General features: G+C 61.4%; 13 protein-coding genes. 11 read left to right on the top strand and 2 right to left on the bottom strand.

Annotated features, from left to right (window positions below):
- Nucleotides 1-19: 19 nt before the first annotated feature.
- Complete coding sequence (locus ACIQY3_RS03865; RefSeq protein ID WP_403017420.1) at nucleotides 20-460, bottom strand: carboxymuconolactone decarboxylase family protein; 441 nt, start codon at nucleotides 458-460, stop codon at nucleotides 20-22.
- 206 nt (nucleotides 461-666) lie between these two features.
- Here ACIQY3_RS03865 and ACIQY3_RS03860 point away from each other — a divergent pair, with 206 nt between their 5' ends.
- From ACIQY3_RS03860 to ACIQY3_RS03845, 4 genes are all read left to right on the top strand, one after another.
- Nucleotides 667-2,100 (top strand): PLP-dependent aminotransferase family protein, encoded by a 1,434-nt coding sequence (locus ACIQY3_RS03860; RefSeq protein WP_403017417.1) that lies wholly within the window; start codon nucleotides 667-669, stop codon nucleotides 2,098-2,100.
- 122 nt (nucleotides 2,101-2,222) lie between these two features.
- Nucleotides 2,223-2,516, top strand: a complete 294-nt coding sequence (locus tag ACIQY3_RS03855; protein WP_403017415.1) for a putative quinol monooxygenase — start codon at nucleotides 2,223-2,225, stop codon at nucleotides 2,514-2,516.
- A gap of 323 nt (nucleotides 2,517-2,839) precedes the next feature.
- Complete coding sequence (locus tag ACIQY3_RS03850; RefSeq protein WP_403017413.1) at nucleotides 2,840-3,238, top strand: cupin domain-containing protein; 399 nt, start codon at nucleotides 2,840-2,842, stop codon at nucleotides 3,236-3,238.
- Between the two features lie 230 nt (nucleotides 3,239-3,468).
- Nucleotides 3,469-4,176: an ATPase gene (locus ACIQY3_RS03845; protein ID WP_403017411.1), complete on the top strand. Its 708-nt coding sequence runs from the start codon at nucleotides 3,469-3,471 to the stop codon at nucleotides 4,174-4,176.
- A 170-nt stretch (nucleotides 4,177-4,346) separates the two neighbouring features.
- On the opposite strand, the gene ACIQY3_RS03840 is transcribed toward ACIQY3_RS03845, so the two are convergent.
- A complete protein-coding gene (locus tag ACIQY3_RS03840) occupies nucleotides 4,347-9,242 on the bottom strand; it encodes an NAD-glutamate dehydrogenase (RefSeq protein WP_403017409.1) in 4,896 nt (1,631 codons plus the stop codon).
- Between the two features lie 504 nt (nucleotides 9,243-9,746).
- Between ACIQY3_RS03840 and ACIQY3_RS03835 the strand changes: the two genes are divergently transcribed.
- The 7 genes from ACIQY3_RS03835 to ACIQY3_RS03805 all read left to right on the top strand — a co-directional run bounded on the left by ACIQY3_RS03835 (nucleotide 9,747) and on the right by ACIQY3_RS03805 (nucleotide 17,242).
- Nucleotides 9,747-10,100, top strand: a complete 354-nt coding sequence (locus ACIQY3_RS03835; protein WP_403017407.1) for a hypothetical protein — start codon at nucleotides 9,747-9,749, stop codon at nucleotides 10,098-10,100.
- A gap of 296 nt (nucleotides 10,101-10,396) precedes the next feature.
- A complete protein-coding gene (locus ACIQY3_RS03830) occupies nucleotides 10,397-11,356 on the top strand; it encodes a MoxR family ATPase (RefSeq protein ID WP_003218556.1) in 960 nt (319 codons plus the stop codon).
- A gap of 5 nt (nucleotides 11,357-11,361) precedes the next feature.
- Nucleotides 11,362-12,306: a DUF58 domain-containing protein gene (locus tag ACIQY3_RS03825; protein ID WP_403017405.1), complete on the top strand. Its 945-nt coding sequence runs from the start codon at nucleotides 11,362-11,364 to the stop codon at nucleotides 12,304-12,306.
- Nucleotides 12,303-12,797, top strand: coding sequence for a DUF4381 domain-containing protein (locus tag ACIQY3_RS03820; protein WP_123514395.1), 495 nt, complete (start codon nucleotides 12,303-12,305; stop codon nucleotides 12,795-12,797). The genes ACIQY3_RS03825 and ACIQY3_RS03820 overlap by 4 nt, the downstream gene beginning before the upstream one ends.
- On the top strand, nucleotides 12,790-13,869 hold the full coding sequence (locus ACIQY3_RS03815; protein ID WP_403017402.1) for a vWA domain-containing protein: 1,080 nt from the start codon (nucleotides 12,790-12,792) through the stop codon (nucleotides 13,867-13,869). The genes ACIQY3_RS03820 and ACIQY3_RS03815 overlap by 8 nt, the downstream gene beginning before the upstream one ends.
- Nucleotides 13,866-15,605, top strand: coding sequence for a tetratricopeptide repeat protein (locus tag ACIQY3_RS03810; RefSeq protein ID WP_403017400.1), 1,740 nt, complete (start codon nucleotides 13,866-13,868; stop codon nucleotides 15,603-15,605). The genes ACIQY3_RS03815 and ACIQY3_RS03810 overlap by 4 nt, the downstream gene beginning before the upstream one ends.
- On the top strand, nucleotides 15,602-17,242 hold the full coding sequence (locus ACIQY3_RS03805; protein ID WP_403017397.1) for a BatD family protein: 1,641 nt from the start codon (nucleotides 15,602-15,604) through the stop codon (nucleotides 17,240-17,242). The genes ACIQY3_RS03810 and ACIQY3_RS03805 overlap by 4 nt, the downstream gene beginning before the upstream one ends.
- Nucleotides 17,243-17,351: the final 109 nt, after the last annotated feature.

The following is a 17,351-nucleotide window of genomic DNA, read 5'->3' as shown; positions in this document are numbered from 1 at the left end:
TTTCACCAGGCTCAAGGTTTCAATCGCTGGAGGTTTGGCGGAAGCTCACGGCCAGGCGATTCCAACTGTTGATAGTGGTGACGGCAATGGTCAAATCCACCAACTCACCTTCACTGAACTGCTCCCGCGCCAGCGCGTAGACGTCATCCGGCACATGGCTTTCGGAGAGCAATGTCACCGCTTCGGTCCAGGCCAGCGCGGCCCGTTCCCGAGGGTTGAAGAAGCCACTGTCGCGCCAGACCACGATGGAATACAGGCGTCGGTCGGTTTCGCCGAGGCGCCGGGCATCCACCGAGTGCATGTCGGTGCAGAACGCGCAGCCGTTGAGTTGCGAGGCGCGGATTTTGATCAGGTGCAGCAACGCCGCTTCGATGCTCAGGTTGCTGGTCAGCGCTTCCATGGCGATCATGGCTTTCATCGCTTTGGGCGAGGCGCTGTAGTAGTCCAGGCGGGGATTCATGGCGGGACCTCGAAGCGCGAAATATGTATTTCCAAGGTAGGCGCTGATGCAGCCGCGTTACAGATCCAATTCCACGAAAAACCCGTGGACCATCCGGAAGCAGACCAATATGGCGCTTTTTACCCACGCAACTTCTATGCAGCAGCGCAATAGGGGTAATCTGGCGCGACCCACAGTCGCCTCACTGCCCCAGGAGCCCCGCCGGTATGGAACTTCATGTTGTCATCAACGGCCGCAAGGACCTGGCAGGCCAGTTGTATCAGCAACTGCGCAGTGCCATCGAAACCGGTCGCCTGGCAGCCGGCACGCAACTGCCGCCCAGCCGTTTGCTGGCGGAACAGTTGGGCATTTCCCGCAAGACCATTTCCGACACCTACTCGCAACTGACCTACGAAAACTTCCTCACCGGGGTCACCGGCAAAGGCACCTACGTCAATGCGCGGCCAGCGAAAATCCAGCGCAAACAGAGCCATTCGGAGCTGGCCAGCGGCGAGGTCATTGAGTCGTGGCGCAACCTGCCGGTGTTCCTGCGCCACCCGACGCTTGAGGGGTCGCTGCGCTACGACTTTATCGGCGGTGCCACCAGCAAAGGGCAATTTCCTCAGGACGATTGGCGGCGTTGCACCTCCCACGCGTTGCGGCAGATTGCCGCCTCAAAGGGGTTCTATAGCTTGCCCGAAGGCTTGCCGGCGCTGCGCAATGCGATTGCCCGGCACATCGCGTTTTCCCGTGGGGTCAATTGCCAGGACGAGGACGTGGTGGTGTGCAATGGCGCCCAACAAGCCCTGGACCTGATTGGCCGGGTGCTGCTGCGGCCCGGCAGCCTGGTGGCGATGGAAGATCCTGGTTATCCGCCGGCACGCCTGTTGTTCGGCAGCCACGGGGCCACGGTGGTCGGGGTTCCGGTAGACGCCGAAGGCATTCAGGTCGAGTTGATTCCCGATGGCACGCGGCTGATTTATGTCACGCCATCGCACCAATTCCCGCTGGGCATGCCGATGAGTCAAGCACGCCGTGAAGCCCTGCTGGCGCGGGCCCACGAGCTGGGCGCGATCATTATCGAGGACGATTACGACAGCGAATTCCGCTACGAAGGCCGGCCTACCGATTCGCTGCAAAGCATGGACGAGCGCGGCATCGTCGCCTACGTCGGCACTTTCTCGAAAACCCTGCTGCCGGAGCTGCGGCTGGGCTACACCATCCTGCCGCCGGCGATCCTCGAAGCGGTGATCCGCGCCAAGCAGCTCACTGACCTGCACACCTCCACAATGCCGCAATGGGCGCTGGCCAAGTTCATCGCCGAAGGCTGCCTGCTCAAGCACATTCGCCGCTGCCACACCATTTACGCCGGGCGTCGTGAGCGGATCCTGGCGCGCATGGCCGGTGACCTTTCACCGTGGCTGGAAGCCGTGCCGACCACCGCCGGGTTTCACATGGTGGTGCTGTGCAAGGTGCCGATCGACATCCCGTTGGTGATCGAACTGGCGAAAAAGGTCGAAGTCGGGCTGTATGCCATCGACAGCTTTTTCTATCAGCAAGCTCCACGGGCCGGGCTTTTCCTGGGTTTTGGCGCGATTGAAACCCTGGACATCGACACCGCGCTGGACCGCGTGCGGGACATTTTGCAGCAGGTGGCCTGACGATTGGCCTGTGGGTTTATCCGGCGATTGGCTATTGGCGGTCCCACAATGCAGGACTATTGTGCAGGGGCGTTATCCCTCAATGAGCAGGATTCGTCCGGCCTGATTCAGGAGTGTGAGTAATGTCCAACGAAGTGATCAATACCGTCAGGGTGCAGGCCGCCGCCGGCCGCTCGGAAGAACTGGGCAAGCAACTGCAAAAGATTGTCGACACCCTGCGCGAACTTCCGGGCTGCGATTCCTACATGGTCGACCGTTGCCCCGAGGACAGCAACCGCTGGAACGTCAGCGCCCGCTGGCAATCGGAAGCGGCCATGCAATCGCATTTCAACCGCCCGGAAGTGCAGGGTTTTATTGGCTTGATTGATAGCCGATTGGCTAATGCCGTGGACTTCAATAGCTTTCCTATCGTGTAAATCGTTCCGACGCCTTCGCGAGCAAGCCCCCTCCCACATTTGATCGCATTCCTCAGTAGGAACTCGGTCACCTGTGGGAGCGGGCTTGCTCGCGAAGGCGTCAGTATTGATCGTTCCCACGCTCCGCGTGGGAATGCAGCCCGGGACGCTCCGCGTCCCACAAGCGGACGCAGAGCGTCCATTGAGGCATTCCCACGCAGAGCATGGGAACGATCGGCGCGAAGAGATTGGTCCCCTCACCTTCCCGAATATTGGCCGTTTTATTGCTCCAACCCGAGGCTTACTGTGGTCCCTGACGACTAACAACCCCCAGGTGATCAACCATGAAAGCTTTGCGTTTACTGGCCGCCCTGGCCCTGACCGTTTCTGCCTCGGCCTTCGCCCACGACCCGTCGGAAAAGGTCACGGTGCTGCAAGATGAACTGCTGCAAAACGTGCCCGGCAAAAAAGCCATGATGATCGAGGTCGACTACAAACCCGGCCAATCCTCCATCGCCCACAAACATGACGGCACGGCCATGGCTTACGTGCTGCAAGGCCAGGTCACTTCCCAGGTCAAGGGCCAGAAGGCGATCACCTACAAGACCGGGGAATTCTGGTACGAGCCGGCCGGGTCCGAGCATCTGGTGTCGAAAAACGCCAGCGCCACCAAACCCGCCAAGTTGCTGGTGTTCATGGTGTTGTCGCCGGACGAGAAAGTATTGATCCCCTTGAAAAACTGATCGCTAGTGCATCAGCCATAAATAAAAAGGCTCGAATCGATGATTTGGGCCTTTTTATTACCCGGCGCACTTAGATGAAAACTTTTACATCAAACAAAACTATGGATCAGTCTATAAGTGTATTTATGGACGATTTCATCCGACCCATAGAGGTTTAGTCTGGAGCCACTGCCGGACACTACCGGCAACTATCAACTTTTCGACTCAAGTTGTTTCACTGGAGAAACACCATGAAACTTGCGCTTGTCAGTACGTTGACGATTGCCGCGCTGTTAGCCGGTTGCTCGGTCCCCACCGCCCCCAAAGCCGTGTCGTCCCTGGACACGATGTTCAGCGCACCGGTCGGCCGATCCGGCGCCACCCGCGTTGCCAATGGAGGCAATGTCTCTCTGGGCATCGTCTACAGCCCGACCACCCAGGCTAACCGCGAATACCTGCGCCACTACCAGGCCAACGCCGGCACCGGTTTCGGCCAGAGCCTGCTGGTACAACCGATCCACGATGCCTACGTGGCAACGTCCAACCCGGACTTTGCCGTGGACGGGGTCAAGGCGTCGCTACAACGTCAGTTCGGTTCGGTGACGGTCTACCCAGACCTGCAAAGCCTGCGCGCCGCCCGGCCGGATGTGGTGGCCATCGTCGACACCCACAGCCAGTTAATGACCTCGCGCAGTTCGGATATCAAGACCGATATCAGTGCGGACTTCTATGATTCCAAGTTCAACTACATCGGCACTGCGCAAGGGCATGATGCCAAGGCCCTGAGTCCTGTTTGGGCCGACTTTAAACGCAGTGAAGAGATTGTCGCGGATATTAATCAGCAACAGGATGTGCAAGTTCGGGCACTGCAAAAGTTTGACCAGTCGCTCAGTAATTTATTGACCAGACCGGCAAGTAATGTGTCGATGATCGATAATAAAACGGATAAGAAGTTGTAGTGAGGCGGATGGCCCTTTCGCGAGCAAGCTCGCTCCCACAGTTGGAATGCATTCCAAATGTGGGAGCGGGCTTGCTCGCGAAGAGGCCGGATCAGCCACCGCAAAACCCACAGGCATAAAAAAAACCCCGCATCTCTCGATACAGGGGTTTTTTCATTCAGCGCCTAAAATCAGGCCGCCGGTTCCAGCTCCAGCGCAGGAGCAGCAGGCACGACTGCCTGACCACTCAACGCCAGGTCCAGCAGTTCACGGTTGGCTACTGCGTACATGGCGTAGTCCGTGCCGCTGGCGGCACGGATTTCCACCAGCATGGCGCGCCAGCGTTCGATCATGCCTTCGTGCTCTTCCATCCACAGCGCCAGGCGGGTTTCCACGTCCTGGGTGCCGTCGCCCTGTTGCAGGACGGAGATGGTGATCGCACGTTGCTGCCAGTCCACATCATCGCGGAACGCTTCACGGGCCAGGGCCTGCCAGTTGTTTTCAACCGGCAGAGCGCTGATCTGTTGCAGGTACCAGGTGATGTCCAGCGCGCTGCCCACGGCGAAGTACGCCTTGGCCACGTCTGCCGGGTTTTGACCGGTTACATCGGCGGCTTCGATGATCGGCAGCAAGGTGTACAGGTGAGTCGTGCCTGCGACCATGCGCGCCAGCAACTCAGGCACGCCAGCAGCGACGTAAGCCTGGTAGCGGGTCTGCCAGCCTTCGCGAGTCGGGCCTTCCAGCAGTTCGTCGAGCTTGAGGCCCAGCGCTGCCAGGTGTGGACCGAAATGCGCGACGTCACGGGCAGCGTTCTGCTCGTTACGACGGCTGCGCAGGAACCAGCGGGTAGCGCGGCGGCCCAGACGCATCAGCTCGTCCATCAGCTCCAGTTGCACGTCGGCGGAAACCTGGTAATCCAGGGCTTCGATCTGACGGAACCAGTGCGGGAGATGGAAAATGTCACGCACGATCACGTAGGCGCCAGCCACGTTCGCCGGGCTCATGCCGGTCGACTCTTTGAGTCGCTGAACGAAGGTGATGCCCATGTGGTTCACCAGATCGTTGGCGATCTGGGTGCTGACGATTTCGCGCTTCAGACGGTGACGGCGCATGGCTTCGGAGAACTTGCTCACCAGCGATGGCGGGAAAGCGGTTTCCATGTCGCGGGTCAGGTAATCGTCGTCCGGCACCAGGGAATTGAGCAGCGCTTCCTTGAGGTCGATCTTGCTGTACGAGATCAGCACCGACAGCTCGGCACGGGTCAGGCCATGGCCCGCCGCGACACGTTCAGCCAGCACTTCTTCGTTCGGCAGGAACTCGATGGCGCGATCCAGCTTGCCGCGGCCTTCCAGATCGTTCATCAGGCGCTTGTATTCGGCAATCCGCACGAAAGCACGGCGGGCCGCCAGGGACAGGGCCTGAGTCTGCTTGTAGTTGTTGCCCAAAACCAGGTTGCCGACTTCGTCGGTCATGCTCGCCAGCAACTGGTTGCGTTGCTTGTCGGTCATGTCACCGGCCTGAACCACTTCGTTCAGCAGGATCTTGATGTTCACTTCGTGGTCGGAGCAGTCCACGCCACCGGCGTTGTCGATGAAGTCGGTGTTGGAACCGCCGCCATTGAAACCGAATTCGACACGACCCAGTTGGGTCATCCCGAGGTTACCGCCCTCGCCCACGACTTTGCAGCGCAGTTCGTTGCCGTTCACGCGCAGCGCATCGTTGGCCTTGTCGCCGACATCGGCGTGGCTTTCGGTGCTGGCCTTGACGTACGTGCCGATACCGCCGTTCCACAACAGGTCTACCGGTGCCTTGAGCAAGGCATTCAGCAGTTCGGTCGGGGTCAGCTTGTCAGCCTGGATGTCGAAGCGCTCTTTCATCTGCGGGGAAATCGCGATGCTTTTCGCGCTGCGGGAGAAGATCCCGCCGCCTTCGGACATGATGCTGGTGTCGTAATCCGTCCAGGCCGAACGTGGCAGGTCGAACAAACGCTGACGCTCGACGAAGCTGTTGGCCGGTTGTGGATTCGGATCGATGAAGATGTGCAGGTGGTTGAAGGCTGCTACCAGTTGCAGCTTGTCGGACATCAACAAACCGTTACCGAACACGTCACCGGCCATGTCGCCGACGCCGACTACCGTGATGCTGTCTTCCTGGACATTGATGCCGCGCTCGCGGAAGTGACGTTGTACGCCAACCCACGCGCCTTTGGCGGTGATGCCCATTTTCTTGTGGTCGTAACCGGCGGAACCACCGGAAGCGAACGCGTCACCCAGCCAGAAACCGTAGTCGATGGCGATGCCGTTGGCGATGTCGGAGAAGGTCGCAGTGCCCTTGTCCGCGGCAACGACGAGGTACGGGTCATCGTCGTCATGACGCACGACGTTGGCCGGCGGCACCAGCGCGCCGTCTTTCAGGTTGTCGGTGATGTCCAACAGGCCCGAGATGAAGATGCGGTAGCAGGCGATGCCTTCTGCCGCGATCTCGTCGCGACCGCCGCCCAATGGCAAGCGACGCGGCAGGAAGCCGCCCTTCGCGCCCACCGGCACGATCACCGAGTTCTTCACTTGCTGGGCTTTTACCAGGCCCAGCACTTCGGTGCGGTAGTCTTCTTCACGGTCGGACCAGCGCAGACCGCCACGAGCAACGTTGCCAAAGCGCAGGTGCACGCCTTCGACGCGAGGCGAGTAAACGAAGATTTCGAACTTCGGTACAGGCTTCGGCAGCTCAGGGATCTGGTGCGGATTGAACTTGAAGCTGAAGTAGGACTTGTTATGGCCGTGCGCATCGGTCTGGTAGAAGTTGGTGCGCAGGGTGGCCTTGATCAGGTCCAGATAGCGACGCAGGATGCGGTCTTCGTTCAGCACCTGGACGTCGTCCAGTGCGGTAACGATGGCTTGTTCCAAGCGTTGCTGCTTGTCTTCCAGATCATCGCTGGACAGCTTGCGCGCCAGGTAGAAACGGGTCTTGAACAACCGGGTCAACTCGCGTGCGATGTCGGTGTGGTTGGTCAGGGTGGTGGCGATGTAGCCCAGGTCGAAGCCCAGACGAATCTGCTTCATGTAGCGCGCGTAGGCACGCAGCAGCGCCACGTCGCGCCAAGGCAGGCCGGCGGTCAGCACCAGACGGTTGAACGCATCGTTCTCGGCATCGCCACGCACGATGTGGACGAAAGCGTCCTGCAGCGTGTCGTTGAGTTGCTGGATGTCGAGTTCCAGGCCTTCGGCGGCGGTGAACGCAAAGTCGTGAATCCAGAACTCGCGACCGTTGTTGTGACGCAGGCGATACGGGAACTCACCCAGCACGCGCAGGCCGAGGTTTTCCAGGATCGGCAACACGTCGGACAAGGCCAGCGGGGTATCGGCGTGATACAGCTTGCAATGCAGTTCGCGTTGACCGGAGACCTGGCCCAGCGGCTGATAGAAGCTCATCACCAGCGGATTTTTTTCGGTCAGGCTCAGCAGGTGCTGCATGTCGACCACGGCCGAATGCGCCGCGAAACGCTCGCGGTAACCAGCCGGGAAGCCTTTCGGGAAGTCAGCCAGCACGTTGGTGCCGTGGGCTTCGCCGAAGGTTTCGACGGTCAGGGCCGAGTAGTCGTCCTGCCAGCTGCGGCAGGCCTGGATTACTTCGTTTTCCAGCTGCTGCGGGTCGATGTCCAGGCGATTCTTCGGATCGACGCGCAGAATCAGTTGCACGCGAGCCAGCACGGACTCGGAGAAGAAGGTCCAGAACTCGCAATCCGAGGCTTTCAGGCGATCCATCAGCACTTGCTGGATCTTCTGGCGCACTTCGGTGGAGTAGATGTCACGCGGCACGTAGGCCAGGCAGTAGCAGAAACGGCCGTATGGGTCTTTGCGCAGGAACACGCGGATCTTGTTGCGTTCCTGGATCTGCACGATCGACATCACGGTGCTGAACAGCTCGTCCACCGGGGTCTGGAACAGATCGTCGCGAGGCAGCACTTCGACCACCTGCGCCAGTTCCTTGCCCAGGTGAGCCTTGGCCTGGAAGCCGGAGCGGCGTTCGATTTCTTCGACCTTGCGGCGGATGTACGGAATAACCCGCACGCTCTCGCCATACACCGACGAGGTGTACAGGCCCATGAAGCGGCATTCCTTGATGACCTTGCCGTCGGCGTCGATTTCACGGATCGACACGTAGTCAGGGTAAGCCGGACGGTGCACACGGCTTGGGTGCGCAGCCTTGGCGAACGACAGCAGGGTCGGTTCGCGCAGGTAGTTCACGGCGTAGTCTTCGATGCGCAGGTCTTCGTAGGTCAGGCCGGTGCGCAGCAGTTTGGTCAAGCCCAGGAAGGAACTCTGGTCGTACTCGATGTGGCCGCCATCGGCCTGGTCGCTGACCACGAATTCTTCGTAGCCCAGGAACGTGAAGTGGTTGCCCACCAGCCATTCCAGGAAGCTTTTGATTTCGGCTTTTTCTTCTGGATCGACCTTGAACTGGCTATTGTCCAGACCGGTCAGGATTTCCTGGACCTTGTCTTTCATCGGCTCGAAATCGGCGACCGCGACGCGGACTTCACCGAGAACCTGCTCCAGTTCCTTGCTCAGTACATTCAATTCGGCCGCGTTGGCGCAACGGTCGATTTCCAGGTACATCAGCGATTCTTGCAGGATGCCTTCGCCCTGGGTGCCTTTGGGCAGGATTTCCAGCAGCTCGCCCTTGCTGCCGCGACGCACGCTCAGCACAGTGGTTTGCAAGGTGTGGATGCTGTAGCCGCGACGGTTCAGCTCGGTACGTACCGAGTCCACGAGGAATGGCAGGTCGTGGTGCAGCACTTCGACTGCGGTATGGGTCGACTGCCAGCCGTGGCGTTCGTAATCAGGGTTGTAGACGCGCACTTGCGGTTGCGCGTGATCGAAGCGCTCAAGCAGGCGCCACGCAGAAAGGGTACAGCCAGCGAGGTCTGACAGCCGACGCTGGGTCAGCTCGTCGAGGGAAATGATGCCGAAAAATTGTTCAGCAAACAGCGCCACTTGTGGCAGTGCCTGTTCACTGATGTGCTGCGCCAGTGCCGCTTGCAGTTGGTGCTGGAAGTCGGCTTTGCTGGCTGCGGTGAAGAACGCCATCTGTGGTACTCCGCTTGGGCTTGTTATTGATGGAAGCGTCGCGTGCAAAACCCCTTTCGGGGCGATCCGTCACCCTGTTCCTGATTCTCGGGCAGAGGAAACAGGATGACAGGTGGGTGAAGCTGGACGAGACACTCGGGTCACATTCACCTTCCAAGAATGGGTATCGGCAAAAGCGACTGTACGATGAATTGCACAATGCTTTTACGGGTATCCATTCGATGCGCAGCTTAACGAGTGCGACAACGTGCCTGCTTGCGGCGCTGCGACATATTCGGTCATCGGCACGCAGCTTGCGCCTTGTGCATCGAACAACACTAGCAGCCGCACGGCGAAACGGCAGGTTTCAGCCCGGTTTTGCGGCACATCCGTACCAGAAATGACCAGTAACACCCCGGATGTTCACGACACATCCTCTGACACTCAGGCGAGCAGAAATTCCCGCCGACTGGCAGAATCGCCCTTTGTTTGTCTTCACGATGCTCGTCGAGCCAGGAATTACCCATGCAAATCACCACTGAACTGCTGATCGTCAACCCGTGCGATGACGAAGAAGACAACCTGGCCATGCTCTGCTGCACCAGCGACGATGGCGAACTGTTCCTGATGAGCCGTTTCCCGGACGAAGACGAGCTGGAAATCATCTTCCAGGACAAGCCTTCGGCACTGGACGGCGTGAAAGTCACCCTCAGCCCTACCCGCCTGCTGATCGAAATCGCGGCAACCGACGCTGATGCGCTGAATGGCGAAGATTCCCTGGAAATCATCCACAGCACCGATGCCAGTGACTTGCCGGAAGTGGAAGAAACATTGCAGAACATTCTTGACGGGATCGGGACGTATATCAGCGAGCTGTGATTTTCGCTGCCTGTGCCGACGCATTCGCGAGCAGGCTCGCTCCCACAGTGGAATGGTGCTGGATGCAAAATTTGTGTCCGCTGGAGATCCCTTGTGGGAGCGAGCCTGCTCGCGAAGGGGCCCTAGAATTCACCACCCTACCCCCGCCCTACAAATTTCCAACAATTTCACCAACCATTTACCAGCCTTTAAGCAAAATGCCGTTAGTCGCCACCCCCCGCGATGCATTAAAGTAACGCCCCCAGCCCTGGCGTTATTCGAACGTCTTCGGTCACCCTTTCCAGGAACAGTCATCGATGGAACATCGTGAAGCGCTGCTAGCGCTGCGAACCTTTCTTTCAACGCAGATTCTCGGCCAGGAAAAACTCATCGAGCGCTTGCTCATCGCCTTGCTCGCCGACGGCCACATGCTGGTCGAGGGCGCCCCGGGGCTGGCCAAGACCAAGGCTATCAAAGAGCTCGCCGAAGGCATCGAAGCGCAGTTCCATCGCATCCAGTTCACCCCCGACCTGTTGCCTGCCGACATCACCGGCACCGAGATCTATCGCCCGGAAACCGGCAGTTTCGTGTTCCAGCAAGGCCCGATCTTCCACAACCTGGTGCTGGCGGACGAAATCAACCGTGCCCCGGCCAAGGTGCAATCGGCGCTGCTCGAAGCCATGGCCGAACGTCAGGTCAGTGTCGGGCGCAGCACTTACGAGTTGTCGCCGCTGTTTCTGGTGATGGCCACGCAAAACCCGATCGAGCAGGAAGGCACCTATCCGCTGCCCGAAGCCCAGCTCGACCGCTTCCTGATGCACGTAAAAATCGGTTTCCCGGACGCCGCCGTCGAACGGCGGATCCTGCAACAGGCTCGCGGCGAAGCACTCAACGGTGAAACCAAGCCTGAGCGCCGGGTCAGCCAGCAGGCGATCTTCGCCGCGCGCAAGGAAATCCTCGGGTTGTACATGGCCGATGCCGTGGAGGAATACCTGGTGCAACTGGTCATGGCCACCCGCACGCCGGCCAAGTTCGACCCGGAAATGGCCGAGTGGATTGCCTACGGCGCCAGCCCGCGCGGTTCGATTGCCCTGGACCGTTGCGCCCGGGCTCACGCCTGGCTCGCCGGTCGCGACTTCGTCAGCCCGGAAGACATCCAGGCCGTGCTGTTCGACGTATTGCGTCACCGCATCATCCTGTCCTTTGAAGCCGAAGCTGCTGGCATCGACCAGGACCGGGTGGTCCAGCGGATTCTCGACGTCGTAGCCGTCGCTTGACCCCGATGAACGCCATCCTGCCGCCCGAGCCGGGCATCCGTGTCAGCCTCGCCGAGCTGATCGAGATGCGCCATCGGGTGCGCGAAGTGCAATTGTTCTCCACACCGAGCCAGCGCAGCCCGCTGATCGGCCTGCACCACTCCAAGCTGCGTGGCCGTGGCGTCGATTTCGATCAGGTGCGGGTCTATCAGGCCGGCGACGACGTGCGCACCATCGACTGGCGCGTGACCGCCCGCACCCAGGAGCCGCACACCAAGCTCTTTCACGAAGAACGCGAGCGACCGATTTTCATTATGGTCGAGCAAAGCCGTCGGCTGTTTTTTGGTTCGGGGCTGATGTTCAAGTCAGTGCTGGCCGCCCAAGCCGCGAGCCTGATCGGTTGGGCAGCGCTCGGACATAACGATCGGGTTGGCGGACTGGTGTTCGGCGACAACGAGCACTACGAAATAAAACCCCGGCGCAGCAAACAAAGCCTGTTGCAATTGCTCAACCGCTTGGTGCGGGTCAACCAGTCGCTGCACACCGAAAGCGAGCAGAACCGCGATTCACTGAACCTGGCCCTGCGCCGCGCCCGGGAAGTATTGCGGCCTGGCAGTCTGGTGATTGTGATCTGTGATGAGCGCGCCTTGACCGAAGGTTCCGAGCAACAACTGAGCCTGTTGTCGCGCCATTGCGACCTGTTGCTGCTGCCGCTGTCCGATCCGCTGGACCACGCCCTGCCCGCCGCCGGTCTTCTGCGCTTTGCCGAGCGTGGCGCGCAACTGGAACTCGACACGCTGAATTTCGACCTGCGCCAGACCTACCGCGCCCAGGCCGAAGAACGCATCGCGCGCTGGGAATTGCTCGCGCAGAAACTGCGGGTCCTGTTGATGCCCCTGAGCACCCAGAGCGAGATGGTCGAGCAACTGCGCGAATACCTGAACCCCCAGAAACCGGGGAAAGGTCGATGAGTAGCCTCGAACAATTGCAACCGCTGATGACCCCGCCCCCCATCGGTTTCTGGCCGCCGGCGCCGGGTTGGTGGCTTTTGCTTTTATTACTGCCGCTGATCGGTTTCGGTCTGTGGCAGTTGCGCCGTTTCATTCCAAACAAACGTCCCATCGTGCGCGCCGAACAACCGCTGGACCCGGTGCGTCTCGCCGCCCTGGCCGAACTGGCGCAAATGCCCAAACCCTACGACGGCGCGCCGGCGGGTGCCTGGTTGCAGCAGCTCAACGGCTTGCTCAAACGCCTGTGCCGCAACCATTACCCCTACAGCCAGAGCCACACGTTGAATGGCCGCAAATGGCTGGCGTTCCTCGACAACCGCTGCCCGGCCGCCGGCCTGACACGCTGGATGGTGCTGGTGGAAGGCGCCTACAAACCCGAATGCAAACTCGACGACAAGGCCATCGCCGGCCTGACCCAAGCCGTCGACACGTGGATTCGCAAACATGTTTGAGTTCGCCTGGCCGTGGATTTTCGCCCTGCTGCCGCTGCCGTGGCTGATGCGCCTGGTGCTGCCGGTGGCGGACAGTGGCGAACCGGCGCTCAAAGTCAGTTTTCTCAGCGACCTCGAAGGCCTGACCCGCCGCCGTGCCCGCGCCAACCTGCCGGCCTGGCGCCAGCAGGCCCCATTCATTCTGTTGTGGCTGTTGCTGCTGATGGCCGCCGCACGTCCGCAATGGCTCGGCGAGCCGCTGCCGATTGCCGCCAGTGGCCGCGATTTGCTGGTGGCGGTGGACGTGTCCGGCTCGATGGATTTCCCAGACATGCAGTGGCAGGACGAAGACGTCAGCCGCTTGTCGCTGGTCCAGCATTTGCTCGGGGACTTTCTGGAAAGCCGCGAAGGCGACCGGGTCGGCCTGATCCTGTTCGGCAGCCAGGCGTATCTGCAAGCGCCGCTGACCTTCGACCGCCGCACCGTACGGGTCTGGCTCGATGAAGCGCGAATCGGCATCGCCGGCAAGAACACCGCCATCGGTGACGCCATCGGCCTGGCCCTCAAGCGCCTCCGGATGCGCCCGGCGCAAAGCCGTGTGCTGATTCTGGTCACTGACGGCGCTAACAACGGTGGCGAAATCGACCCGCTGACCGCCGCGCGTCTGGCCGCCAGCGAAGGCGTGAAAATCTACCCGATCGGCATCGGCGCCGACCCGGAGCAAAGCGGTACCCTGGGTTTTCTCGGCGTCAATCCAAGCCTGGACCTCGATGAACCGGCGCTGAAGGCCATCGCCCAAGCCACCGGCGGCCAGTACTTCCGCGCCCACGACGGCAAAGAGTTGCAGGCGATCAAGGACACCCTCGACAAACTCGAGCCGGTGACCCAGCAACCGACCCAGGCCCGCCCCGCCCAGGCGTTGTATCACTGGCCACTGGCGATGGCGCTGGTGTTGAGCATGCTGTTGGTGGCGCGCGAGCGCTGGCCGGACAATCCGCTGCAACGTTTCCTGAGCAAGGACCTGTTTCTGCAAAGCCAACTGCCGGACTGGCGCCAACGGCTGAAACGCCTGCGCCTGCGGAGGCGCCGATGAGCGCGCTCTGGCCGTTCTGGTTCCGCCCGTGGTGGCTGCTGCTGTTGCCGGCGCTCGGCTGGTTGCTCTGGCAACTCTGGCATCGACAGAAACGCGCCGGGCGCTGGCAGATGATTCTGCCGCCCGCCTTCCACGCCGCGCTGCTCAGCGGCGGCAAAGGCAGTGACAGCAAATTGCCGTGGGTGGTGCTGGGCCTGGCCTGGGTGCTGACCATTGGCGCGCTGCTCGGGCCGAGTTGGCAACGGGTCGAACAGACCAGCCAGAAACCCGCCGATCCGCTGGTGGTGTTGCTGGAGCTGACCCCGGAGATGCTCGCCACCGACAGCCCGCCGACCCGACTGGAACAGGCACGGCGCAAGCTGTTCGACCTGCTGCAAAGCCGCAGCGATGCGCAGACCGCGATCGTCGTCTACGCCGGCAGCGCCCACACGCTGGTGCCGCTGTCGGATGACCTGTCCACCAGCCGCAATCTGCTGGACGCGCTCAAGCCGTCGCTGATGCCCGAGGCCGGCCATCGCGCCGATCTGGCGGTGGTCAAGGCCCTGAACCTGCTGGATCAGGGCGCCCTCGGCCAGGGGCGGATCCTGCTGATCGGTTCGTCCCTGACCGAACAGGAACGCTTCGGCATCGAGCGCGCGCTGAACGGCAAATCCACGGAGTTCCTGATGCTCGGCGTCGGCACGCCCGAGGGTGCGCCGGTGGCTCAGGAGGATGGCAGTTTCCTCAAGGACGCCCAGGGCGCGATTCTGGTGCCGCACCTGGACAATCCGGGCCTCAAAGCCTTCGCCAGCGACTTGGGTGGCCGCTATCACGCGGCACGCCTGGACGATGCCGACCTGGGCGCCCTCGGCCTGCTCGACGGTCCGCGCAACCTGCGCAACGACGGCCAGACCCTGCGCCTCGACACCTGGGCCGATCAGGGTTATTGGCTGTTATTGCCGCTGTTGCTGCTGGCCTCCTTTGCCGGACGCCGGGGCTGGTTGTTCTGCCTGCCGCTGTTGTTCCTGCTGCCGCAACCGAGTTACGCCTTCGACTTCGAAGACCTGTGGCTGCGTCCCGATCAACGGGGCCTGCACTTGCTCAATCAAGAGCATCCGGCCGAGGCCGCGCAACATTTCGAAGACCCGCAATGGCAAGGCGTGGCGCTGTATGAGGCCGGCGACTACAGCGGCGCCGCCCAGCGCTTCGCCCAAGGCAACGATGCGCGGGCGCACTACAATCGGGGGAACGCCCTGGCCAAGAGCGGTGAGCTGGAAGCGGCACTCGATGCCTACGATCAAGCCCTGGAACGGCAGCCGGATTTGCGTCCGGCGCTGACCAACAAGGCGCTGGTGGAAAGCCTGATCAAGCAGAAAGCCACACCGCCGGCGGTTGAGCCGGACAAGTCCGAAGGTGATGAACCGGGAACCGCCAGCGACAGCCCGGCCCCCGGCGCCGCGACCCAGCCGTCGAACAGCGGCGAGGCGAAAACCGATGCCCAGCCGAACACGCCGGACACCGATCAAACGACCACCACGCCGCCGCAACCCGGGGCCAACGAGGTGCCGGGCAGCGAACTCGGGGACGAACAAAGCACCACGCCACCGCGGCGCCCGACCAACGACAGCCTGGAAGGCGAGCAGGCCCAGGCGCTGGAGCAATGGCTGCGCAAGATCCCGGATGATCCGGGGGAATTGCTGCGACGCAAATTCTGGTACGAACAGCAACAACATCAGGATCAGGGAAAAACTCGATGACCCGCTTCACCGCTTTCTTGCTCGCCATGCTTTTCTGGACCTTTCAAGTTCAGGCTGCGGACCTGGTCGCCAGTGTCGATCGCAGTCGCCTGAGTTCCGGCGAAACGGTCGAACTGACCCTGGAATCCAACGACGTGACGCTGTTCGGCAAACCCGACCTCACGCCGCTTGAGCCAGCATTCGAAGTGCGCGGTACCCGCCAGGTCAACCAGTTGACCACGATCAACGGCGACAACCGTGCGACCACGCGCTGGATCATCACCCTGCTGCCCAAGCAAAACGGCAGCGTGGAAATCCCGTCGCTGCAACTGGGCGAAGTGCGCAGTCAGCCGATCACTATCCAGGTCGTCGAAAGCGAAACCCAGGACACTAAAAACACCCTGGCGCCGGTGTTTATCGAGGTCAGCCTCGACCAGAGCAGCGTGTATGTGCAGGCCCAGGCGATCCTGACCCTGCGCATCTATCATTCGGTGTCGCTGTACGACGACAGCAGTCTGACGCCGTTGCAGATTCCCGATGCGCGCATCGAGCAACTCGGCGATTCGCGCACCTATGAGAAGGACATCAACGGCTTACGCCACGGCGTGATCGAAATGCGCTATGCGATTTTTCCCCAGCACAGCGGCGTGTTGAACATTCCGACGCAGACGTTCAGCGCAACCCTGGTAGACGTGCAACCGTCGCCCGACGTGGCCTCCCAAGGGCCGAAGCCGGGCAAATTGCTGCGGGTCAGCTCCGCCGAGATTCCGCTGACGGTCAAGGCCAAACCCGCCACCTACCCGCCCGACGCGCCGTGGCTGCCGGCGCGCAGCCTGAGCCTGAGCGAAAGCTGGAGCCCGGAACCGGATCACACCCAGGTCGGCGATTCCCTGACCCGCAGCCTGACCCTGAAAGCCGAAGGCCTGGCCAGTTCGCAGTTGCCGCCGCTGCCCGCCACCGACATCAACGGTTTGCGCCGCTACCCGGATCAACCGGTGCTGGGCAATCAGAACAGCGAACGCGGGTTGATCGGCAGTCGCGAAGACCGTGAAGCGCTGGTGCCGGCCCACAGTGGCGCCATCGAATTGCCGACGGTGGACGTGGTGTGGTGGAACACCTTCGAAGATCACCTGGAACACAGCAGCCTGCCGGCCCGGACCCTGCAAGTGACGAACAATCCGAGCCTGATGGTCGACACCCCGGCGGGCACTGCTCAAACCAATTACGCCGCCGACAGCGAAGCGCTGTGGTGGTGGAAACTCAGCACCCTGATCCTGGCCTGCACCACCCTGCTCGGCTTCGGTTTGTGGTGGCGGGCGCGCTGGCAACCGGCGATCCTGCGTGCCGCGCAAGCCGGCCCGAGCCCGCGCACCGTGCTCGACGAACTCAAGCGCGCCTGCCAGGCCAACGACCCCCACGCCACCCGCCAGGCCCTCGACGCCTGGGCCCGGCAACAACCGGAAACCCTGGCCGACATGGCGGCGCGGTTTGTACCGCTGTCCGATGCCCTCGATGGCTTGAACGGCGCGCTGTACAGCGAAACCGGCCAGCACTGGCAGGGCGAAGACCTGTGGCGCGCGACCCGGGCAATTCCAATCGCCGAACGGGTGCAGGATCCGGTGGGTGATAGCGGGTTGCCGCCGCTTTATCCGAAGTAGCTGTCAGAAAAGGTCGAAATTCCCACCGCGATTCCGATTCGCGGACAAGTCCTACACCAGATATCGAATCGACTGACTTCGCCAATTCGTAGACTCCCGCAGAGTCCCG

It is taken from the genome of Pseudomonas sp. NPDC096950 (assembly GCF_044762525.1).
Classification (GTDB): Bacteria; Pseudomonadota; Gammaproteobacteria; order Pseudomonadales; family Pseudomonadaceae; genus Aquipseudomonas.
The sequence above is the reverse complement of the archived record's forward strand: the minus strand, read 5'-3'. Positions and strand labels throughout refer to the sequence as shown.

Bases quoted from the DNA above. Each gene is read 5' to 3' on its own strand.
- ACIQY3_RS03865 (WP_403017420.1), bottom strand. From the start codon at position 460: ATGAATCCCCGCCTGGACTACTACAGCGCCTCGCCCAAAGCGATGAAA.
- ACIQY3_RS03860 (WP_403017417.1), top strand. From the start codon at position 667: ATGGAACTTCATGTTGTCATCAACGGCCGCAAGGACCTGGCAGGCCAG.
- ACIQY3_RS03855 (WP_403017415.1), top strand. From the start codon at position 2,223: ATGTCCAACGAAGTGATCAATACCGTCAGGGTGCAGGCCGCCGCCGGC.
- ACIQY3_RS03850 (WP_403017413.1), top strand. From the start codon at position 2,840: ATGAAAGCTTTGCGTTTACTGGCCGCCCTGGCCCTGACCGTTTCTGCC.
- ACIQY3_RS03845 (WP_403017411.1), top strand. From the start codon at position 3,469: ATGAAACTTGCGCTTGTCAGTACGTTGACGATTGCCGCGCTGTTAGCC.
- ACIQY3_RS03840 (WP_403017409.1), bottom strand. From the start codon at position 9,242: ATGGCGTTCTTCACCGCAGCCAGCAAAGCCGACTTCCAGCACCAACTG.
- ACIQY3_RS03835 (WP_403017407.1), top strand. From the start codon at position 9,747: ATGCAAATCACCACTGAACTGCTGATCGTCAACCCGTGCGATGACGAA.
- ACIQY3_RS03830 (WP_003218556.1), top strand. From the start codon at position 10,397: ATGGAACATCGTGAAGCGCTGCTAGCGCTGCGAACCTTTCTTTCAACG.
- ACIQY3_RS03825 (WP_403017405.1), top strand. From the start codon at position 11,362: ATGAACGCCATCCTGCCGCCCGAGCCGGGCATCCGTGTCAGCCTCGCC.
- ACIQY3_RS03820 (WP_123514395.1), top strand. From the start codon at position 12,303: ATGAGTAGCCTCGAACAATTGCAACCGCTGATGACCCCGCCCCCCATC.
- ACIQY3_RS03815 (WP_403017402.1), top strand. From the start codon at position 12,790: ATGTTTGAGTTCGCCTGGCCGTGGATTTTCGCCCTGCTGCCGCTGCCG.
- ACIQY3_RS03810 (WP_403017400.1), top strand. From the start codon at position 13,866: ATGAGCGCGCTCTGGCCGTTCTGGTTCCGCCCGTGGTGGCTGCTGCTG.
- ACIQY3_RS03805 (WP_403017397.1), top strand. From the start codon at position 15,602: ATGACCCGCTTCACCGCTTTCTTGCTCGCCATGCTTTTCTGGACCTTT.